Source organism: Roseicella sp. DB1501 (assembly GCF_013112485.1).
GTDB lineage: Bacteria > Pseudomonadota > Alphaproteobacteria > Acetobacterales > Acetobacteraceae > Paracraurococcus.
Map to the genome: position 1 here is coordinate 89,036 of NZ_JABFHG010000006.1, position 17,671 is coordinate 106,706.

Consider the following 17,671-nt stretch of genomic DNA (forward strand, 5'->3'; position numbering starts at 1 on the left):
GCGGCAAAGCCGCGACAGGGCAACGGGCAGCGCCAGCGGCGCCGAGCAGTCCTCCGCTACTGCGTCGCCCAGACGATCCGGTGCATCCAGGCGAGCTCGGACAGCTCGAAGCTGTAATCCGGATGCGCCGGGTTCAGGCTGCGCAGCTCGATGCGCCGGGCCGATTGCCGCTTGAGCTCCTTGGCCATCACCTCGCCCTTCAGCGTCCGCACCACCACGCGGTCGCCACGGCGCACCGGCGCGGCGGGGGAGACGATGACGACATCGCCGTCGCGGAAGACCGGCTCCATGCTCTCGCCCGAGATCTCGAGCGCATAGGCGTTGGGATCGCCGACCTCGGGCACCGAGATCTCGTCCCAGCCGCCGCCGACCGGATAGCCGCCGTCGTCGAAATAGCCGTCGCCGCCGGCCTGGGCGAGGCCGATGAGCGGGATGCGCCGGCCCATGCTCCGGCCGCTGCGCGGCAGGGCGGCGGCGCCGGTCACCAGCGCCGCGAAGTCCGAGAAGCCGGCGCCGGTCGCGGCCAGGACCTTGGCGACGCTCTCGGTCGAGGGCCAACGCGCCCGGCCATCCGAGCCGATGCGTTTTGACGGGTTGAAGGCGGTGGCGTCCAGCCCGGCCTTGCGCGCCAGGCCGGAGGCGGACAGGCCGTTCTCCGCTGCCAGCGCATCGAGCGCCCGCCAGATATCGTCATGCGTCACGGCATGGCCCCAAGGGCTTGAGCCCGCTCACAGGCAGATCGCTTCATGGGCATAACATCCTAGGGATGGAGTCGGAGATCAATAGGCGAATTTTCCTTTATTTTCCCTTGCGGACGCACGGCTTCGTGAATACGTTTTCGTTATGTTCCAGTTTAGCGATGAAGGAAGAAGCCGATGACCAACGCTCCCCGCCCCGGCCAGGTCCCCGCCCCGCGCCTGCACTCCCAGACGCAGCCTTTCCGCACCGTGGAGGAGGCCTGGTTCTGGACCATGGCAGCCCTCGTCGCCCGCCGCGACGGCGCCCGCATCGTCTCCGGCGCCGGCCTCGTCTCCCGCCCCTGCGAGCCGGACGACGTGGTGAAATGCCTCGACCGCCTTTACCGCCAGCGGCGGATCGAGCTGCTGCACGTCCGCATCCTGCGCATCTGGGGCGAGCGGCAGCAGGTGCCGGACCCGCGCTACCCGCGCGAGAAGGCGGATTGGCGGCTGTGGCGCGAGGCGATGTCGCGGCTCGACTGGCCGCTGCGGCTGAAGGGCATCGTCGACGGCCCGGCGCTGCCGACCCCCGAGGGCGCCGAGATCCTGGCCTTCCCGGGCGCCATCCCGGGCGGCCTGCCGGAGCAGCCGCGATGATGGCCACGATGAGCGCCACGGGGCGCGCCACTGGGCGCGCCCGGCCGCGCCCGGCGCATCGCCGCGCCGCGCAGGCCGGCCAGCGCGCCTTCATCGTCTTCGGCGGGACGGCGGACCAGCCCTGGCTCCGCCTGCTGCGCCCGGGCTACCGCCACTGCTTCGCCGCCATTGCCGATGCCAGCGGCTGGACGGTGCTCGACCCACTCTCCGGCCGGCTGGTGATGGCGCGGCTCGACCTCTCCCCCGCCTTCGACCTGCCCGGCTTCTATCGTCGCGCCGGCTTCGCCGTCGCCGGCCCCTTCGCCCCGGGGCCGGCGCGCTGGCGCCTGCTACCGCCGCTCTCGCCCTTCACCTGCGTCGCGCTCTGCCGGGCCGTTCTCGGCGCCGACGCGCCTTTCGCGCTGACGCCCTGGGGCCTGTTCCGGAAACTTGCGGGACATAGGAAAAATGTCCTAATTATCCGGTTGACGCCACAAGATCAAAATCTAGTCGCCAGAGGGCTCGGGCATGACTGACCTTGAGCCTCAGATGATGAAAGCGATCGCCGAGACCATGGCACGTCTTGTGACGCGCAATGATGATGTTGATCAGATTGAAGCAAGCGCCTTCCGCGATCTCGTTACAAAAGTGGCGACATCAATCGTCATGCCTCCAGATACGGTTCGCATCGCAACCGAGGTTGATTGGATAGATGATTATCGATTTGAGTTTGGGGTTAGCGAGGAAAGATTTGCCGTCGAGCTAAAGGAATTGCTTGTTGCTTTATTGATATCCGCTTTCAAGTCGCCCGCGACAAGTGCTCGGAAAACTGAATAATCCACCTCTCAATGTATTCCTGAAGCTCGGTCGCATTTGGACCAAGACCGGGATCGTGAGTGATAGGATGTCGTGTTTTTGTGCGTTTGATTTTTATGACGACGCCTCGTCCATCTTTATTAGTGACATGCGCCGACCATAGCAATTCTTGTTTATATCGTTCTGGATGAATTATTAGGTGGTTTCTTACGTGGTTAAAATTCTTTGGCTCTACTATTTGCAAGTTTGCATTGCACTTAGTTTGCAAGATTCTTGTTATATCAAACAGTCTAAACCCAAAAAGATAAAATGCCTCGGCAGCGTCGGTAGCGTCATCAATTGCTTGTTGAAGAGTAGGTTTTGACGAGGAAAATTTTTCCCTGTCTGCTTCTGCCAATTGTTGAACAGCAACGGCACGATTAACGCACATCCAAGCTTCCGAGTAAAACCTATCAAGTTGTCTCAGCCGGCGCACACCCTCCGACACCAAGCCGAGAAGCAGGCCATCCGGGTCATCGGGCAATGAGCATCCGAGCAGATAAAGCGGGTCCTCGTATCGCCGGAACATACCTCTATCGGTGTCAATACCGAACAGCGGGTTGCTCATGATGTCTGCCGTGCCTCAGCGTGGTAGTGGCGTTGCCCGCTGCATATGTGCTAGCGCAACCGAACTGGTCGCGAGGCGCGTATGCAACCACCGAGCAACAAACCGGCTAAGGCGGATGGTGCCCCGGCCGAGGACACTTGCGACGACGAGGCCACGCAACGCCGCTTTGAGAAGCTGGTGCAGACGGCGCTCAACACACCGCCTAAGCCGATGAAGGACAAGCCGCGACCGAAGCGTAAGTTGAAGCCAACTCAGCCAATAGAGCGTTGAAGATCTCGATCTGCTTTATGCCTTTGGCTTTCGCGGACGCTTTTGTGGCGGTGGAGCAGGTTCCCGCCCGGCTTCAGCTGCCCTGATCTCATCCCGTTTTCGGTCAGTCACCTTGAAGCCGATATTTTCGAGCAGGCTTAGGCCGGCCACGTTCATTGCGAGCGAGCCCTGATTTTGCTTTTCGGGATGCGGGATGTAGTCCGCGAGGCCCAGGTGGACGATGTTGTTGCCCTTAGTGCGGTTAGAGACAAGGTTGCGGACCTTCTGGGAAAAACGGGTCTGCCCGTCAACGACTTCAGCATCTTTGCCCGTCACATTGAACATCCGCTCTAATCGCTCTCTGATCTCCGCTGTTCGCATCTGAAAATTGGGGGCGGCAACAAGCAACATCAGAGCCGGAACAATTAGAGCCTGTTCCGGAACCCTCCCTTCTTCGTTCGACATGGTCGCTCATCGATTGAACGTGAAGCGTTACAGCCTCTACGCATGCCTGACGATTGGCCAACCAAAACAATGTCACCACTTACCCCTAGACAGTTTTGAATTCGTTCAATTAAATGCCGATTCGCGGCCGTGGGTCGCGGCGAGGGGGACCGATCGAATGGACGGGCATCTGCCAACTGCGGCGACTGGATCATGGGCGGCATTAGAGGCATCGGGACCGTTCGATGTAGTGGTTGCGGATCCGCCCTGGAACCACTGGGGCTCGCCGGACAAATGGGCTGCTGCAGGCAAGTTCTACGATCTCATGACAGATGGGGAGCTAGCGGCACTTCCAGTGCGGCGCATCCTTGCGCGCAAAGCGGTTGTGTTCATGTGGTGCACCTCATCGTCTCTGGCGCGCGCGGTGGACCTTCTCCGTGTTTGGGGTCTGCACTATCGGGGTGTCGCGTTCGTCTGGTGTAAGACATCGCAGAGCGGCCGCCCCATAGGCGCGCAAGGCGTTCGCCCAAGCATCACGAAGCCTCTTACAGAGTTTGTAATCGCAGGCTCAACCCAACCACGTGGGCGCCCGCTCCCGCTGGCTAGCGAGGCGATCAAACAGACTGTGTTCGCGCCCCGAGGCCGCCATAGCGAAAAGCCTGATGACGTGCAGGACGCCATTGACCAAATGTATCCTGGTCTATCCAAAGCCGAGTTGTTCGCACGGCGATGCAGGAAGGGTTGGATTTGTTGGGGCAATGAAGCGCCTGATCTGACCAGCGCGGCGGCTGCGGAGCAGTCGGAAAGCCGGCTATAACGTCATCAAAGACGATTGCCCTTACAATGCGGGCAATCGTCCACTGCACCAGCGAGTGCGTCTCGGATTTCCTGCAATAAGCGCATTGGGTCACCGCCGGCGGCTTCTACAAGCTCGACCGCCATCGTTCTCGCTCGCCAAACAGCAAGCGTCGTGCCCTGGATGAGCAAAACGTCATAGTGGTTCGGGCACCGGTCAACAGCTCCCGTTTCAAGCAAAATGTCCTCAGCTTCCGATCTTAGCTCTAGGTTAGTTTGCCGCTTTTTTTCTGACACTTTCGCAGCCATCGCAGGAAGCGTTTCAGAGCGAAGCTGTAATCTGGCTCAGTGAGGTTGCCGGTAGGTCAGCCGCTTGCCTTCCGCACCCTTCACGGCCATGCGCGTCCGGGCAAGATCATCAAAGCCAAGCTTCACGCGATGATTGTACCGGAAGTCATATTCGGCCAGATAGCGATGCAGGTGCTTCTCCTTGCAGTGCTGATAGATGCCCTTCATCCCGCGCTTGAAGATCGAGAAGAAGCCCTCGGCTGAGTTGGTGTGGATGCGGACAGTCCCGCCGGGGCGGCGGTCGTACCGCACATACTCATCCGCGCTGTGCTTGACCCGCTCGTGAGACGCGACGTGCGAGACAGCGCCGCCATAGAGCCGGCTTTCGTCAGTATGTAATTCGGCTTCGCGCGACACATTCTCGGTGACGATCTTCTGCACGGTCGCCTTGTCGGCCACTGCGACATGGAATGAACGGACGGAACCGCCGCGCTCCACTAGGGAGACGATGGCGCGCTTGCCGGCAGGGCCTGACTTGCCGCCCTTGGTTGGCGGGCCGAGGCGCTTGCGGCGCGGGCGCTGTACCTCGACCTTGCCGTAGTAAGTCTCGTCAGCCTCAACGATCCCGCCCTCGCCACCCATCGGGGGCAGGAGACCGCCTTCGCGCATGGCTTCCCGGATGCGATGAGCCATGAACCACGCGGCCTCATAGCCAATCTCTAGCGTCCGGTGGAGCTGGTGCGCCGAGACGCCTTTCTTGCTCGACGCCATGAGGTAGAAGCCGGTCAGCCACTTATGCAACGGGATATGGCTCCGCTCCATGACGGTGCCGACCATGACCGTGAAGTCCTTCCGGCACTTCGCCTCGGCGCAGCGGTACACGCCGGGCTTCTTGGTCGCGTAGGAGCGCCCGACCGTGCCGCAGCGGGGGCAAACCCGACCCTCAGGCCAACGCTGCGCCTCAAACCACTCGCGGGCGGCTTCGGCGTTCTGGAAATGCGGCTCGGAGAGCTTGCTCATGCCCTCATTCTAAATCTTGATCTTGTGGTGTCAACCTGATAATTAGGAAAAATGTCTTGACTGATCGTTGCGATATCGGTAAATCTCTCCTTGCCAACGGGCGAACTGCGCCCTGAGGCATCCTCCCGATCCTCCCCCCCGACCTGCCGCAGGCCCGCCTCCCTCACCGGGGGCGGGCCCGCGGGCTTTTCGGGGCCGGATCGGCTGCCGCTTCCCGAACCTGACGAGGTGACGCGCATGGGTGGCCTGTTCAGCGCCCCGAAGCCGGTCGTCGTGCAGACGCAGCCCGCGACCGAGGCGGTCACGACCTCCGCCTCGCCCGAGCAGCAGGGCGATACGGCGCGCGCCGCTGCCCGGACCCGCGCCCGCCGCGGCCTCGAGGGCACCATCGCCACCTCGGCGCGCGGCGTCCTCGACGCGCTGCCGAGCCTGCCCCGCAAATCCCTGCTCGGGGAATGAGCCGCATGCAGCCCGACGACATCCTGGCCCGCTTCGGCCGCGCGCTGGAGCAGCGGCGGCCGCTCGAGCCGCTCTGGCAGGCCTGCTACGACCATGTCCTGCCGGCCGCGACCGGCGGTCCGGCGCTGTTCGACGCGACCGCCGCCGATGCCGCCGAGCAGCTCGCCGCCTCGCTGCTGGCCGAGCTGACGCCGCCCTGGTCCCGCTGGTTCGGCCTCGCCCCGGCGAAGCCGGTCGAGGACCGCGCGGCGGCCGAGGCGCTCGAGGATGCCGCGACGGTGCTGCAGGGGCATTTCGACCGTTCGAATTTCGCCGTCGAGATGCACCAGGCCTTCCTCGACCTGGTCGTCGCCGGCACCGCGCTGCTGCTGGTCGAGGAAGCGCCGCTCGGCGAGGCCTCGGCCTTCCGCTTCACCGCCGTCCCGGCCCGGGCCGCGGTGCTGGAGGAGGGGCCGGATGGCCGCCTCTCCACCGTCTACCGCCAGGCACGCCTGACCGCGGCCGCGCTTCACGCCCGCTTCCCGGATGCGGCCTTGCCGCCGGAGCTGCTGCGTGCCGCGGCTGCGGCGGACCCGACGCAGCACCCGGTGCTGGAGGTGGTCTGGCCGGAGCGCGGCGGCGCCCGCTATGCCGCGCTGCTCGCCGACCCGACGCGCCCCCTGCCGCTCGCCGAGGGCCGCTTCGCCGAGAGCCCGGCCATCGCCTTCCGCTGGCTGAAGGCGCCGGGCGAGACCTATGGCCGCAGCCCGGTGATGAAGGCGCTGCCGGATATCCGCACCGCCAACAAGGTGGTGGAGCTGGTCCTGAAGAACGCCTCCATCGCCGTCACCGGCATCTGGCAGGCCGAGGATGACGGCGTGCTGAACCCGGATACGGTGAAGCTTATCCCCGGCGCCATCATCCCGAAGGCGCCGGGCAGCGCCGGCCTCACGCCGCTCGCGGCGCCCGGCAATTTCGACGTCTCGCAGCTCGTGTTGCAGGACCTGCGGAGCCGCATCCGCGGCGCCCTCCTCGCCGACCGCATCGGCCCGCTGCAGGGCGCGGCGATGACCGCGACCGAGGTGCTGGAGCGCTCGGCCCAGGCGGCGCGGCTGCTCGGCGCCACCTATGGCCGGCTGCAGGCGGAGCTGCTGACGCCGCTCGTCACCCGCTGCCTCGCCATCCTGCGCCGGCGCGGCGAGATCCCGGCGATCCTGCTCGACGGCCGCGAGGTCGCGCTGCGCTACGAGAGCCCGCTGGCGCGGCTGCAGGGCCGCGCCGATGCGGCGAACACGCTGCTCTTCCTGCAGGCGGTCGGCGCGCTCGGCGGCAGCGCCGCGGCGCAGCTCGATGCCGTGGCGGCGACGCGCTGGCTGGCGCGGACACTGGGCGCGCCGGCCGAGGTGCTGGTGCCCGCCGGCGCCGCGCCCCTTCCAACCCCCATCCGGGAGTGATCCGCATGCCCGAGGATTTGCTGCAGCCGCCGGCCGAGACCGCGACGCCGGAGGCCGCCACGCCAGCCACCCGCCCGCCCGAGGTGCCGGAGAAATTCTGGGATGCCGCGAGCGGCACGCTCCGCACCGAGGCGCTGCTGAAATCCTATCTCGAGCTCGAGCGCCGCATGTCGCAGCGCACCGGCCGGCCGGGCCCGGACGCCGCGCCGGAGGAACTGCAGCGCTTCCGCCAGGCCATGGGCATCCCGGAGACGCCCGAGGACTACAGCATCACGGCGCCGCACGACCTCTGCTGCGCCGATCCGGAGGTGAACGGCAAGCTGCACGCGGCGCATTTCAGCCATGAGCAGGCGCAGCTCGTCTACGACCTCGCAGCGCAGAAGCTGCTGCCGCTGATCGCCGAGGCGGCGGCGGAATACGAGGCCGACCGGCAGCGTGCCGCGCTCGTCGCGCATTTCGGCGGCGAGGAGGCCTATCGCCGCATCGCCGGCCAGCTCGCGGCCTGGGGCCGGGCGAAGCTGCCGCCGACCGTCTATGCCGCGCTCGCCTCGACCGCCGAGGGCGTGATGGCGCTCGAGCAGATGATGCGCGGGCAGGAGCCCGGCCTCGCCCGCGAGAGCGCCCCGCCCGGCGCCGAGAGCGAGAGCGAGCTGCGCGCCCTGATGCGCGACCCGCGCTACTGGCGCAGCCGCGACCCGCAGTTCATCCAGCGCGTGACCGACGGCTTCCGCCGCCTGGTCGGCAATGCGGGGTGATACCGGGCGCCGCGCCTCCGCGCGGCTCGGCATGAACTAGGCGGGGCTCGAGCCTTCCGTCGCGGAGGCTCGCCCCGTCCTCCGGGGGCGGGCGAGGCGATCGGCCATGGGCCGCGATCGCCTCCCCGCCCCTTCCCCCGACACGGCCGCGCCCAACCCGCCCCGGCGGGCGCGCGGCCCTGCGCGCCGCGATGGCCCGGCTCCGCCGGCCAACCGGATCGGCGTGTTCCACTCCGCCACCAACAGAAGGACGGCACCATGTCCGCGTCCATCGATCAGGCCTTCATCAAGCAGTACGAGGCCGAGGTGCAGGAGGCCTATCAGCGCCAGGGCTCCAAGCTGCGCCCGACCGTGCGCAGCAAGACCGAGGTGCGCGGCGCCTCCACCGTCTTCCACAAGGTCGGCACCGGCACCGCGGCCGCCAAGGCGCGCAACGGCGTCGTCCCGGTCATGAACATCGACCACACCACGGTCGAGTGCTTCCTGCAGGACTACTATGCGGGCGACTGGGTGGACCGTCTCGACGAGCTGAAGACCAATATCGACGAGCGCGCCGTCGCGGCGAATGCCGGCGCCTACGCGCTCGGCCGTAAGACCGACGAGCTGATCATCGCGGCGATGGACAGCAGCACGCGCGAGGCGATCGGCACCGGCTCGGGCGAGACCGACACCGATGGCCTGACCCGGGCCAAGGTGCTGCTCGCCTTCCAGATGCTCGGCAATGCCGACGTGCCGGATGACGGCCAGCGCTACGCGGTGGTCGGCTGGAAGCAGTGGAGCGAGCTGCTCACCATCCAGGAATTCGCCAATGCCCAGTATGTCGGCGATGGCGACCTGCCCTGGAAGGGCACGCAGGCGAAGCGCTGGCTCGGCGCCACCTGGATCCCGCATAGCGGCCTGAGCAAGAATGGCGCGCTGCGCTACTGCTACTTCTACCACAAGACGGCGATCGGCCATGCCGCCGGCATGGAGATCACCACCGACATCACCTGGCACGGCGACCGCGCCGCGCATTTCGTCAACACCATGATGAGCCAGGGCGCGGTGCTGGTGAACGAGACCGGCGTCGTCCGGATGCGCTGCAAGGAATAGCCCCTGCCGCACGGCCCCACCCCGCCGCGGGTGGGGCCATCCCGCTTCCCGTCCTGCCGGAGTTCCTCTCGATGGCCCTCTCCGCCCTCGCGCTCTGCGCGCGCGCGCTGCTGAAGATCGGCGCGCAGCCCATCGCCTCGCTCGACGAAGGCACCGCCGAGGCCGAGGTCGCGGCCAACCTCTATCCCGGCCTGCGCGACGCGCTGCTGGCCGCGCATCCCTGGAGCTTCGCCACCGGCCAGGAGACGCTGCCGCGCCTGGCGGCGCAGCCGCAGGCGGATTTCCTGCACGCCTTCCAACTGCCCGCCGGCTTCCTGCGCGCGCTTTCCGCCGGCATGCCGAATCGCGGCCGCGGCCTCGCCTATCGCATCCTCGAGAACCGGCTGCACTGCAATGCGGAGCAGGTGGTGCTGTCCTACATCTTCCGCCCCGAGGAGAGCGCCTTCCCGCCGCATTTCGCCGCCGCCCTCGTTGCACGCCTCGCCGCCGAGTTCTGCATCCCGCTGACCGAGAACACCAGCCGGGCGCAGCTCCTCGCCTCCCAGGCCGAGGCGGAGTTCCGCGCCGCGCGCCGCGCCGACAGCCAGCAGGCGACGCCGCGCGCCATCGAGGACTTCCCGCTGGTCAGCGTGCGGGGCTGAGCCATGGTGCAAGCCCGCAGCCTGAAGACGAATTTCACCGCCGGCGAGCTGGCCTCGGCCCTGCTTGGCCGCCCCGACCTGCGCGCCTATGCCAATGGCGCGCGGCGGCTGCGCAACGTCTTCATCCAGCCGACCGGCGGCGTGACGCGCCGGCCCGGCCTGCGCCATGTGGCGATGCTGCCCGGTGCCGCCAGGCTCATCGCCTTCGAGTTCAACACCGAGCAGACCTACCTGTTGGTGCTGACCGAGGGGGCGCTGCAGGTCTTCATCGGCGATGCGCCGGTCGCGACCGTCGCCGGCCCCTGGACGGCGGCGATGCTGCCGCAGCTCGCCTACACGCAGAATGCCGATACGCTGCTGCTCTGCCATCCGGAGATGGTGCCGCAGCGCATCACCCGGACCAGCCACACGGTCTGGACCGTCACGCCCTGGAGTTTCCTGAGCGAGCCCTTCTTCCGCTTCGCCGATCCGGCGATCACCCTCGCCGCCTCGGCGACCACCGGTTCGGTGACGCTGACCGCCTCGGCCGCGGCCTTCCAGCCCGGCCATGTCGGCACGCGCCTGCGCATTGCCGGCTGCCGCCTGCTGGTCACGGCGGTGGCGAGCGGCACCGCGGCGAGCGCGGTGGTGGAGGAGACGCTCGCCGGCACCGATGCCACGGCCGATTGGGAGGAGGCCGCCTTCTCCCCGGCGCGCGGCTGGCCGGCGACGCTGTGCTTCCACCAGGACCGCTTGGTGATCGGCGGTTCGCGCGACCTGCCGAACCGGCTCTGGCTGTCGCGGACCGGCGACCTGTTCAATTTCGACCTCGGCACCGGCCTCGACGACCAGGCGATCGAGTTCGGCCTGGTCTCCGACCAGGTGAACGCCATCCGCGCCGTCTTCTCGGGCCAGCACCTGCAGGTCTTCACCTCGGGCGCCGAGTGGATGGTCAGCGGCACGCCGCTGACGCCCGGCAACATCCAGCTCGACCGGCAGACGCGGGTCGGCTCGCCGGTGGCGCGGCTGGTGCAGCCGGTCGATGTCGATGGCTCGACCCTCTTCGCCGCCCGCAGCGGCAAGGGGATCTACGAGTTCACCTATACCGATGTACAGCAGCTCTACCAGGCAAACGACCTCGCCCTGGTCTCGCAGCACCTGGTGCAGGACCCGGTCGCCATGGCCTATGACCAGCGCCGCCGACTGCTGCATGTCGCCATGGCCGATGGCGGCCTGGCGACGCTCACCCTCTACCGCGCCGAGCAGGTGACCGCCTGGTGCGCGCAGGAGACGGACGGCGCCGTGCGCTCCCTCGCCGAGATCGAGGGCACGGTCTGGGCGGTGGTGGAGCGCGCCGGCACGCAGCGGCTGGAGCGCTTCGACGACGCGCTGGCACTGGATGCCGCGCTCACCGGCAGCAGCGCGGCCGAGCAGGACCGCTGGAGCGGCCTCGGCCATCTGGAGGGCCGCACCGTCGGCGTCGTCGCCGATGGCGCGCCCTGTGGCGAGGCGCGCGTCACGGGCGGCGCGGTCATGCTCGATCCGCCGGCGCGGGAGGTGCAGGTCGGCCTGCCCTTCACGCATGTGGTCGAACCGCTGCCGCCCGATCTCAGCGCCGGCGGCGGCACCGGCGCGGCGCCGCTGCGCCTCGTCGCGGTGACCTTCCGGTTGCTCGAGACCCGGGCGCTCGCCGTCGATCTCGGCCGTGGGCCGCAGCCGGTGCCCTTCCGCCGGCTCGACGCGACCACCCTCGGCTCGGCGCCGCCGAGCTTCACCGGCGATGTCCGGCTGCGGGCCCTGGGCTGGCGGCGCGACGCGCTGGCGCCGCTCTGGCGCATCGCCGACGACACGCCGCTGCCCATGACGCTGCTCTCCGTCACCACGGATACGAGGATCTCGGACTGATGGCCGCACTCGCCTCCATCGCCACCCTGGTCGGGACCGGCGCCTCCGTCTACGGCAACATCCGGCAGGCGCAGCAGCAGACCGCGCTCAACAAGGCGCAGGTGCAGATCGCGCAGCAGCAGGAATCGGCGCGGCAGCAGGCGCTGCTGGCGCAGCAATCCGCCGATGCCCAGGCGCGGCAGCTCACCCTGGCGAAGACCATAGCCACCACGCGGGCGCGGCTGGCAGCCTCGGGCCTCGCCGCGGATGGCGGCTCGGGCGCGGCGCTGACCGCCGGCCTCGCCCAGGAAGCGGCGGCCGAGCAGAATGCCGATGCCGCCACGCTGAGCGCGCGTCTCGCCCAGGGCCGCGTCAGCCTGCTGAACCCGGACGGCACCTTCAACGCCATGCTGCAGAGCGGCCGCACCTTCGGCTTCGCGGCGAAGAGCCTGCTCGATTAGCCCGTTGTTTGGTCGCGGACTCACGCCTTCGGTGGGTCCACCTCAGGCGATCACGCTCAGCCCCACAAGGTCATCCGCCGCCGCGCCCTGCCGCGGGCACGGCCGAAGGGGGGACCGGTTCCCCCCACACCCCCTTCCAGGAGCCAGTTCGCCCGATGGACGAGCACATCAGGATCGGCGACGTCTCGCCGCGCGTGCAGTATCTGGCCGATGGCCACCAGGCCAGCTTCACCTACCCCTTCCCGATCTTCCATGCCGACGACATCGAGGTCCGGGTCGATGGCCTCGTGCTCGCGGGCGGCTATCAGGTCGCCGGTGCCGGGGCGTCGGAGGGTGGCGTCGTGGCCTTCGACACGCCGCCGGCCGCCGGCCGCCGCGTCACCATCCGCCGCAACCTCCCCGTCGCTCGGACCAGCGACTTCCAGGCCAACGGGATCCTGCGCGCCCGCGTCCTGAATGACGAGCTGGACTACCAGGTCGCCGTGCTGCAGGAGGTCAAGGACGGCCTTTCCGGCGCGCTCCGCCTCGACCTCTCGGAGCCGGGCACCGGCACGGTGCTGCCGCTGCGCGAGGCCCGCGCCAACCGCCTGCTGGGCTTCGACAGCACGGGCGCCGTCACGGTGGTCGATCGCGGCGAGGGCACGATGACCGTGCCCTTCCCGGGCGGCGTGCCGCGCACGGTCGAGGACAAGCTGGCCGAGACCCTGTCGGCCCGCGACTTCGGCGCGGTCGGCGACGGCGAGGCGGATGACGGCCCGGCGCTGCAATCGGCGATGTACGCCGCCGCGGCCAGCGGCAAGGTGCTCGAGGTCGGCGAGGGGCTGTTCCGCACCAGCATGCCGCTGCTGCTGCCGGGCGCGGCCGCCGGCCTGTCCATGCGGGGGACCCTCCTCTATGCCGGCTCGCCCGGCCAGGCGGCGCTGACCCTCGGCGATGGCGGCGCCGTCAACAACCAGCGCAAGGCCTATCTCGGCCTCGGCGTGCTGCGCGCCATCCAGAGCGACTGGATCGACGAGGCCGATGTCGGCATCCGCATCTTCAACATCGATGCCAGCCGCGTCGAGATCCGCCGGGCCGAGCGCTTCACCATCGGCGTGCAGCTCGTCGGCGACGGCCGCGGCTGCGAGGACAGCGACATCCATTACGGCCGCATCGCCGACAACCGCATCGGCCTCGACCTGCGGACCTTGACGGCCAACGGTTGGATGAACTCGCTGCGCCACCATGGCGGGCATTTCGCCTGCGCCTCGGCGACCAATCCGGGCATCGGCCGCTTCGGCATCCGGCTCTCGGCAGCGCCCGGCGCCTACCGGCTGCACAATGCGCATCTCTTCCTCGGGCCGGGCTTCGAGCTGCAGCGCCAGGGCACGCCCGGCACGGTGGATGCCATTCCCTTCCTCGTCGAGGTCGATGGCCGCGGGCTGATCGCCGAGGGCGTGCGAATGGAGGCCTGCTCGCCCTATGTCGCCCGCCATACCGGCGGCTTCAGCGATGCGCTCTACCGCGTCGCCTATGTCGGGACCTACGGCTTCACCGGCTGCGGGGTGCAGTATTCCGGCGCCACCCGTGCCGGCGGCACGGTGCTGCCGCTGCACCAGGCGGCGGCGGCGCAGGGCACGCCGCGGCTGGTGGCCGAGGCCGGCAATGTCCGCGCCCGCGCCTTCCGCTGGGATGCGAGCGCAATCGGCTTCGAGGGGATGGCGGCGCTCTCCGGCAATCCCTCCGGCCCGCCCTCGACGCTGAACGGCTTCTGCTTCGCCGGCCTCGACTCCTTCGGCCTGAACGCCGAGACGGTGACGCTGCCGACCAGCCGGGCGCTCGCCTTCGTCGTCGACTGCAGCACCTGCAAGGAGTTCTTCCTCGCCGCCGAGGGCAGCGGATTGCGGCCCATGGCGATGCAGTTCACCGCCGCCGAGGCGGTGATGGACGGCAGCGCGCCGGTGCTGTGGTCGAACATGAACGCCGTCTGGCAGGGCGCGCCCTCCTACTGGTGGGAGGGCAATGCCGATCTCGACAGCCTGGTCGGCGGCCTGGCGCTGAACCGTCTGCAACGGGTGACGCTGGCGCCGAACGCCGCCTTCGCGGTGATCGGCGTGCGCGGCGGCAATGCCAATGCGCTGCTGAAGTCGCTCCGGCTCTTCGCGCCGGCGACGGAGGCGCCGCAGGTGCTGGCCGGCGCCGGCCGGGCCTGGGGCACGCGGGAGCTCACCGCCTCGCTGGCCTATACGCTGCCGAGCCTTGCCGGCAACGCCTCGACCTTCCAGCCGGTGCCGCTGCTCAATGTGCAGTCGGGCGATTACGTCCAGGCGAGCTTCGGCGGCCAGGCCTCTGCCTATCTCGAATGGACGGCGGCGGTGGCCCAGACCGGCGCGCAGGGATCGGTCGCCGCGCGCGTGACCAACCGGCACGCCTCGACCCCGATCCCCACGGCCAGCACGACCGGCACGCTCTTCTTGCGCGCCGTCAAGCCGAGGCTCTGACGGCCATGGCCCTGAAGCGCAGGCTGCCGGTCGAGATCGACGTCGCCGCCGTGGCGCGGCTCGTCCTCGACAGCTATGTCGACTTCCTCGGCCGGCCGATGCCCGAGGCCGAGCGCGGCGACAGCAAGGCCTTCGCCGCCCGCCATGCCGCGGCCCGCTCGGCGCTCGCGCATCTCGACCATCTCGAGAAGCTCACCGAGGGCGAGGGCGACACGGCGCAGCAGGACGCGCTGGGCAGCATCCTGGCCGAGGCCCGCCGGCAGCTCGCCGCCACCCCACAGGACGCGATGGAGGAGGCCGATGACGACGCGGGGGGAGACGCCTGACTTCCTCGAATTCGTCCTGATCTGGAATATCCTCCAGTCGCAGCCGACGCCGCTGCCGCATCGCCGCATCGCGCACTGGATGCAGGCGCGGCGCGATGCCGGCGACCAGCGGCTGGTGCTGATGGCCTTCCGTGGCTGCGGCAAGTCCACCCTGGTAGGGCTGTTCTGCGCCTGGCGGCTGCTCTGCGCGCCGGACACCCGCATCCTGGTGCTCGCCGCCGACCAGTCGCTGGCGGTGAAGATGGTCGCCCAGGTGCGCCGCATCCTGGAACGCCACCCGCTCTGCCGGCCGCTGCTGCCCGCCGGGCCGGGCGACTGGGCGATGGACCGCTTCACCGTCGCCCGGCAGGCGGTGCTGCGCGATCCCTCGATGCTGGCGCAGGGGCTCGGCGGCAACATCACCGGCACCCGGGCGGAGCTGATCATCTGCGACGATGTCGAGGTCGCCGGCAATTGCGACACGCCCGCGAAGCGGGAGGAGCTGCGCACGCGGCTGGCGGAATGCGAGTTCATCCTGGTGCCCGGCGGCACGCTGCTCTTCGTCGGCACACCGCATTGCGCCGAGACGATCTACGCGCCGCCGACGACGGAGGGCGCCTTCCTGCGCGGCTACCGGAGGATGACGCTGCCGCTGCTCGACGGCGCCGGCCGCAGCGCCTGGCCGGAGCGCTTCACGCCGGAGGGGATCGCGGCGCTGCGCAGCCGGGTCGGGCCGCTCGCCTTCGCCCGGCAGATGCTGCTGCAGCCGGTGGCGGAAGCGGCGCTGCGGCTCGATCCGGCGCTGATCATCCGCTACGCGGAGGAGCCGGATTACCGCGAGGCCGGGGGCCGGGCGCAGCTCTCGCTGCTCGGCCGGCGGCTGCTCTCGGGCGGCGCCTTCTGGGACCCGGCCTATGGGAAGCCAGGCCAGGGCGATGCCAGCGTCCTCGCCGCCACCTATGTCGATGGCGAGGCGAACCACTACCTGCACCGCCTCGCCTACATCACGCACGACCCGGACGGTCCGCTCGACGCGGCGACGCAGCAATGCCGCGCCGTCGCGGGCATCGCGCGCGAGCTGCTGCTGCCGGCGGTGCGGGTCGAGACCAATGGCCTCGGCCGCTTCCTGCCGTCGCTGCTGCGGCGCGAGCTGGCCCGCGCCGGAGCGCCCTGCGCCGTCATCGAGCACAACAGCCGCCGCGCTAAGGCGGAGCGCATCCTCGCGGCCTTCGACCCGGCCCTCGCCGGGCGGCGGCTGCATGCGCATGAGGCCGTCTTCCGCACGCCCTTTCCGGCGGAGATGGCGGCCTGGCGCCCGGATGCCGCGGCGGCGCGCGACGATGCGCTGGATGCGGTCGCGGGCTGCCTGCTGACCGAGCCGGTGCGGCTGCCGCAGGTCACGCCGGCGGCGCGCGGCCCGTCCTGGCGCGGCGGTTGAGGCCACACCGCCCTCAGGCGCGCCGCTTCAGCACCTCGCGCGCATGCCGCGCGAGCCCCTCCGCCGTCGCCTCGTAGCGCCCGTCCTCGCGCTGCCGGGCCAGGCCCATCCCGCGCAGCCGCGCGAGGCACGGGCCGTCCTTCAGCCCGTCCGGGCGGCCATGCCCCCCCACCAGCGTCAGCCGGTGCAGGGCGGAGCGGCAGCAGGTCTCGAGATAGGGCTCGTTCCACTGTGTCACGGAGTTCGTCAATCCCGTCGCGTCCGCCGCAGGGTGGCCGCGACGGCCCCATGCTTCAAGGAGAGCCGCCATGCAGATCGAGCCGACCTGGTGGATCACCGCCGTGGAGGCGCCCATCGTCGTCGCCCTCTTCACCATGCTCCACGGCCTGCGCCGCGACCTGCAGGACCGCATCGAGCGCGGCGACCAGCGGGAGAGCGACGTCGTCACCCGCACCCGCGACGACCTCGCGGCCTTCAAGCTCGAGGTGGCGCGCGCCTATGTGCCGCTCTCGCTCATCCGCGACGTCGACCGGCGGCTGTCGCAGCACCTGCTCCGCATCGAGGAGAAGCTGGAGGAAGTGAAGCGCTGCAGCGCCCCGGCCGGGCGCTCGCGCGGCGTGGTCGGGGAGGACGTGTCGTGACGGCGCCGGAGCTCCTCGCCCTCACCCTCCGCGCCGAGGCCGGCCATCGGCCGGTGCGGGCGATCGAGGCGCTGGCCGCGCTGGTGGTGAACCGGGCGCGGCTCGCCATGGCCGGGCCAACGGAGCGGGAGCGCTTCGCCCCCGGCGCGGCGCCCGGCCTCGCCTGGCCGGCGCTGCTGGCCCGGGCGCTGCGGGCGCCCTTCCTCTTCGGCTGCTGGATGCCGCGGCAGCCGCGCTGGGCGGCGCTGCTGGAGGCGGCGGACCGGCAGGACCCGGCGCTCGCCATCTGCCGCCGCATCGCGGCGCGGGCCGCGGCCGGAGCCCTGCCCGACCCGACCGGCGGCGCGACGCACTGGCACGCGGCGGAGGTGCTGCCGGGCTGGGCGCTCGGCCAGGTGCCGGTGGCCGAGATCGGCGGGCTGGTCTTCTATCGCCTCGCCACCGCCACGGCGCCCGCCCGCGCCGCCTGATGCCCAGCGCACGAAGGTTCCACCTTCGTGCCCCTCAGGCCCCGGGCGCGAACCTCCGGTTCGCTTGGCTTCGCCGCACTCGCGGCGGCGCCCATCCGGGC

21 protein-coding genes are annotated in these 17,671 nt (G+C 69.5%); 16 read left to right on the forward strand and 5 right to left on the reverse strand.

From position 1 onward, the window contains the following. Nucleotides 1-56 precede the first annotated feature (56 nt). Nucleotides 57-701 (reverse strand): helix-turn-helix transcriptional regulator, encoded by a 645-nt coding sequence (locus tag HJG45_RS13185; RefSeq protein WP_171612588.1) that lies wholly within the window; start codon nucleotides 699-701, stop codon nucleotides 57-59. 174 nt (nucleotides 702-875) lie between these two features. On the opposite strand from HJG45_RS13185, the gene HJG45_RS13190 reads away from it, so the two are divergent. From HJG45_RS13190 to HJG45_RS13200, 3 genes are read left to right on the forward strand one after another with little or no spacing between them, the layout of a single operon-like run. Further along, nucleotides 876-1,334, forward strand: coding sequence for a hypothetical protein (locus HJG45_RS13190; RefSeq protein WP_171612589.1), 459 nt, complete (start codon nucleotides 876-878; stop codon nucleotides 1,332-1,334). Between the two features lie 8 nt (nucleotides 1,335-1,342). Further along, the gene (locus HJG45_RS13195) at nucleotides 1,343-1,849 is read left to right on the forward strand and encodes a hypothetical protein (RefSeq protein WP_174890464.1); all 507 of its coding nucleotides are present in this window, start codon (nucleotides 1,343-1,345) and stop codon (nucleotides 1,847-1,849) included. After that, nucleotides 1,842-2,150 (forward strand): hypothetical protein, encoded by a 309-nt coding sequence (locus tag HJG45_RS13200; protein ID WP_171612590.1) that lies wholly within the window; start codon nucleotides 1,842-1,844, stop codon nucleotides 2,148-2,150. The genes HJG45_RS13195 and HJG45_RS13200 overlap by 8 nt, the downstream gene beginning before the upstream one ends. Here HJG45_RS13200 and HJG45_RS13205 read toward each other — a convergent pair. Beyond that, on the reverse strand, nucleotides 2,113-2,736 hold the full coding sequence (locus HJG45_RS13205) for a hypothetical protein (RefSeq protein WP_171612591.1): 624 nt from the start codon (nucleotides 2,734-2,736) through the stop codon (nucleotides 2,113-2,115). The two genes, HJG45_RS13200 and HJG45_RS13205, sit on opposite strands and share 38 nt — an antisense overlap. 285 nt (nucleotides 2,737-3,021) lie before the next feature. After that, nucleotides 3,022-3,450: a hypothetical protein gene (locus HJG45_RS13210; RefSeq protein ID WP_171612592.1), complete on the reverse strand. Its 429-nt coding sequence runs from the start codon at nucleotides 3,448-3,450 to the stop codon at nucleotides 3,022-3,024. Nucleotides 3,451-3,607: 157 nt separating this feature from the next. Between HJG45_RS13210 and HJG45_RS29450 the strand changes: the two genes are divergently transcribed. Then, nucleotides 3,608-4,246: an MT-A70 family methyltransferase gene (locus HJG45_RS29450; protein ID WP_368040593.1), complete on the forward strand. Its 639-nt coding sequence runs from the start codon at nucleotides 3,608-3,610 to the stop codon at nucleotides 4,244-4,246. 323 nt (nucleotides 4,247-4,569) lie between these two features. On the opposite strand, the gene HJG45_RS13220 is transcribed toward HJG45_RS29450, so the two are convergent. Next, complete coding sequence (locus tag HJG45_RS13220; protein ID WP_171612594.1) at nucleotides 4,570-5,532, reverse strand: IS1595 family transposase; 963 nt, start codon at nucleotides 5,530-5,532, stop codon at nucleotides 4,570-4,572. A 237-nt stretch (nucleotides 5,533-5,769) separates the two neighbouring features. Between HJG45_RS13220 and HJG45_RS13225 the strand changes: the two genes are divergently transcribed. The 10 genes from HJG45_RS13225 to terL all read left to right on the forward strand — a co-directional run bounded on the left by HJG45_RS13225 (nucleotide 5,770) and on the right by terL (nucleotide 16,459). After that, nucleotides 5,770-5,991 (forward strand): hypothetical protein, encoded by a 222-nt coding sequence (locus tag HJG45_RS13225; RefSeq protein WP_171612595.1) that lies wholly within the window; start codon nucleotides 5,770-5,772, stop codon nucleotides 5,989-5,991. A 5-nt stretch (nucleotides 5,992-5,996) separates the two neighbouring features. Further along, entirely contained in the window at nucleotides 5,997-7,424 is a 1,428-nt protein-coding gene (locus HJG45_RS13230; RefSeq protein ID WP_254452499.1) for a portal protein, read from the forward strand. Between the two features lie 5 nt (nucleotides 7,425-7,429). Continuing rightward, a complete protein-coding gene (locus HJG45_RS13235; RefSeq protein ID WP_171612597.1) occupies nucleotides 7,430-8,179 on the forward strand; it encodes a capsid assembly protein in 750 nt (249 codons plus the stop codon). 258 nt (nucleotides 8,180-8,437) lie between these two features. Beyond that, nucleotides 8,438-9,271 carry a phage capsid protein gene (locus tag HJG45_RS13240; protein WP_171612598.1) on the forward strand — a complete coding sequence of 278 codons (834 nt, stop codon included), beginning with the start codon at nucleotides 8,438-8,440 and terminating at the stop codon, nucleotides 9,269-9,271. A gap of 71 nt (nucleotides 9,272-9,342) precedes the next feature. After that, the gene (locus tag HJG45_RS13245; protein WP_171612599.1) at nucleotides 9,343-9,912 is read left to right on the forward strand and encodes a hypothetical protein; all 570 of its coding nucleotides are present in this window, start codon (nucleotides 9,343-9,345) and stop codon (nucleotides 9,910-9,912) included. A 3-nt stretch (nucleotides 9,913-9,915) separates the two neighbouring features. Continuing rightward, a complete protein-coding gene (locus HJG45_RS13250) occupies nucleotides 9,916-11,796 on the forward strand; it encodes a hypothetical protein (RefSeq protein ID WP_171612600.1) in 1,881 nt (626 codons plus the stop codon). Next, entirely contained in the window at nucleotides 11,796-12,236 is a 441-nt protein-coding gene (locus HJG45_RS13255) for a hypothetical protein (RefSeq protein WP_171612601.1), read from the forward strand. The genes HJG45_RS13250 and HJG45_RS13255 overlap by 1 nt, the downstream gene beginning before the upstream one ends. A 155-nt stretch (nucleotides 12,237-12,391) precedes the next feature. After that, nucleotides 12,392-14,716 (forward strand): hydrolase, encoded by a 2,325-nt coding sequence (locus HJG45_RS13260; protein WP_171612602.1) that lies wholly within the window; start codon nucleotides 12,392-12,394, stop codon nucleotides 14,714-14,716. Between the two features lie 5 nt (nucleotides 14,717-14,721). Beyond that, a complete protein-coding gene (locus HJG45_RS13265) occupies nucleotides 14,722-15,042 on the forward strand; it encodes a hypothetical protein (protein ID WP_171612603.1) in 321 nt (106 codons plus the stop codon). Then, nucleotides 15,017-16,459: a phage terminase large subunit gene (terL, locus tag HJG45_RS13270; protein WP_171612604.1), complete on the forward strand. Its 1,443-nt coding sequence runs from the start codon at nucleotides 15,017-15,019 to the stop codon at nucleotides 16,457-16,459. Before HJG45_RS13265 ends, terL begins: the two co-directional genes overlap by 26 nt. 13 nt (nucleotides 16,460-16,472) lie before the next feature. Here terL and HJG45_RS13275 read toward each other — a convergent pair whose 3' ends face one another. Further along, a complete protein-coding gene (locus HJG45_RS13275; RefSeq protein WP_254452538.1) occupies nucleotides 16,473-16,697 on the reverse strand; it encodes a hypothetical protein in 225 nt (74 codons plus the stop codon). Between the two features lie 70 nt (nucleotides 16,698-16,767). Here HJG45_RS13275 and HJG45_RS28775 point away from each other — a divergent pair, with 70 nt between their 5' ends. Beyond that, on the forward strand, nucleotides 16,768-17,100 hold the full coding sequence (locus HJG45_RS28775; protein ID WP_254452539.1) for a hypothetical protein: 333 nt from the start codon (nucleotides 16,768-16,770) through the stop codon (nucleotides 17,098-17,100). Further along, complete coding sequence (locus HJG45_RS28780; protein ID WP_368040580.1) at nucleotides 17,097-17,570, forward strand: cell wall hydrolase; 474 nt, start codon at nucleotides 17,097-17,099, stop codon at nucleotides 17,568-17,570. Before HJG45_RS28775 ends, HJG45_RS28780 begins: the two co-directional genes overlap by 4 nt. Nucleotides 17,571-17,671 lie beyond the last annotated feature (101 nt).

What these genes read in the sequence shown, in the direction of transcription:
- HJG45_RS13260 (WP_171612602.1), top strand. Translation starts at nt 12,392, where the DNA reads ATGGACGAGCACATCAGGATCGGCGACGTCTCGCCGCGCGTGCAGTAT.
- terL (WP_171612604.1), top strand. Translation starts at nt 15,017, where the DNA reads ATGACGACGCGGGGGGAGACGCCTGACTTCCTCGAATTCGTCCTGATC.
- HJG45_RS13250 (WP_171612600.1), top strand. Translation starts at nt 9,916, where the DNA reads ATGGTGCAAGCCCGCAGCCTGAAGACGAATTTCACCGCCGGCGAGCTG.
- HJG45_RS13210 (WP_171612592.1), bottom strand. Translation starts at nt 3,450, where the DNA reads ATGTCGAACGAAGAAGGGAGGGTTCCGGAACAGGCTCTAATTGTTCCG.
- HJG45_RS13265 (WP_171612603.1), top strand. Translation starts at nt 14,722, where the DNA reads ATGGCCCTGAAGCGCAGGCTGCCGGTCGAGATCGACGTCGCCGCCGTG.
- HJG45_RS13195 (WP_174890464.1), top strand. Translation starts at nt 1,343, where the DNA reads ATGAGCGCCACGGGGCGCGCCACTGGGCGCGCCCGGCCGCGCCCGGCG.
- HJG45_RS13240 (WP_171612598.1), top strand. Translation starts at nt 8,438, where the DNA reads ATGTCCGCGTCCATCGATCAGGCCTTCATCAAGCAGTACGAGGCCGAG.
- HJG45_RS13255 (WP_171612601.1), top strand. Translation starts at nt 11,796, where the DNA reads ATGGCCGCACTCGCCTCCATCGCCACCCTGGTCGGGACCGGCGCCTCC.
- HJG45_RS13230 (WP_254452499.1), top strand. Translation starts at nt 5,997, where the DNA reads ATGCAGCCCGACGACATCCTGGCCCGCTTCGGCCGCGCGCTGGAGCAG.
- HJG45_RS13245 (WP_171612599.1), top strand. Translation starts at nt 9,343, where the DNA reads ATGGCCCTCTCCGCCCTCGCGCTCTGCGCGCGCGCGCTGCTGAAGATC.
- HJG45_RS28775 (WP_254452539.1), top strand. Translation starts at nt 16,768, where the DNA reads ATGCAGATCGAGCCGACCTGGTGGATCACCGCCGTGGAGGCGCCCATC.
- HJG45_RS13205 (WP_171612591.1), bottom strand. Translation starts at nt 2,736, where the DNA reads ATGAGCAACCCGCTGTTCGGTATTGACACCGATAGAGGTATGTTCCGG.
- HJG45_RS13220 (WP_171612594.1), bottom strand. Translation starts at nt 5,532, where the DNA reads ATGAGCAAGCTCTCCGAGCCGCATTTCCAGAACGCCGAAGCCGCCCGC.
- HJG45_RS13190 (WP_171612589.1), top strand. Translation starts at nt 876, where the DNA reads ATGACCAACGCTCCCCGCCCCGGCCAGGTCCCCGCCCCGCGCCTGCAC.
- HJG45_RS13235 (WP_171612597.1), top strand. Translation starts at nt 7,430, where the DNA reads ATGCCCGAGGATTTGCTGCAGCCGCCGGCCGAGACCGCGACGCCGGAG.
- HJG45_RS13225 (WP_171612595.1), top strand. Translation starts at nt 5,770, where the DNA reads ATGGGTGGCCTGTTCAGCGCCCCGAAGCCGGTCGTCGTGCAGACGCAG.
- HJG45_RS13200 (WP_171612590.1), top strand. Translation starts at nt 1,842, where the DNA reads ATGACTGACCTTGAGCCTCAGATGATGAAAGCGATCGCCGAGACCATG.
- HJG45_RS29450 (WP_368040593.1), top strand. Translation starts at nt 3,608, where the DNA reads ATGGACGGGCATCTGCCAACTGCGGCGACTGGATCATGGGCGGCATTA.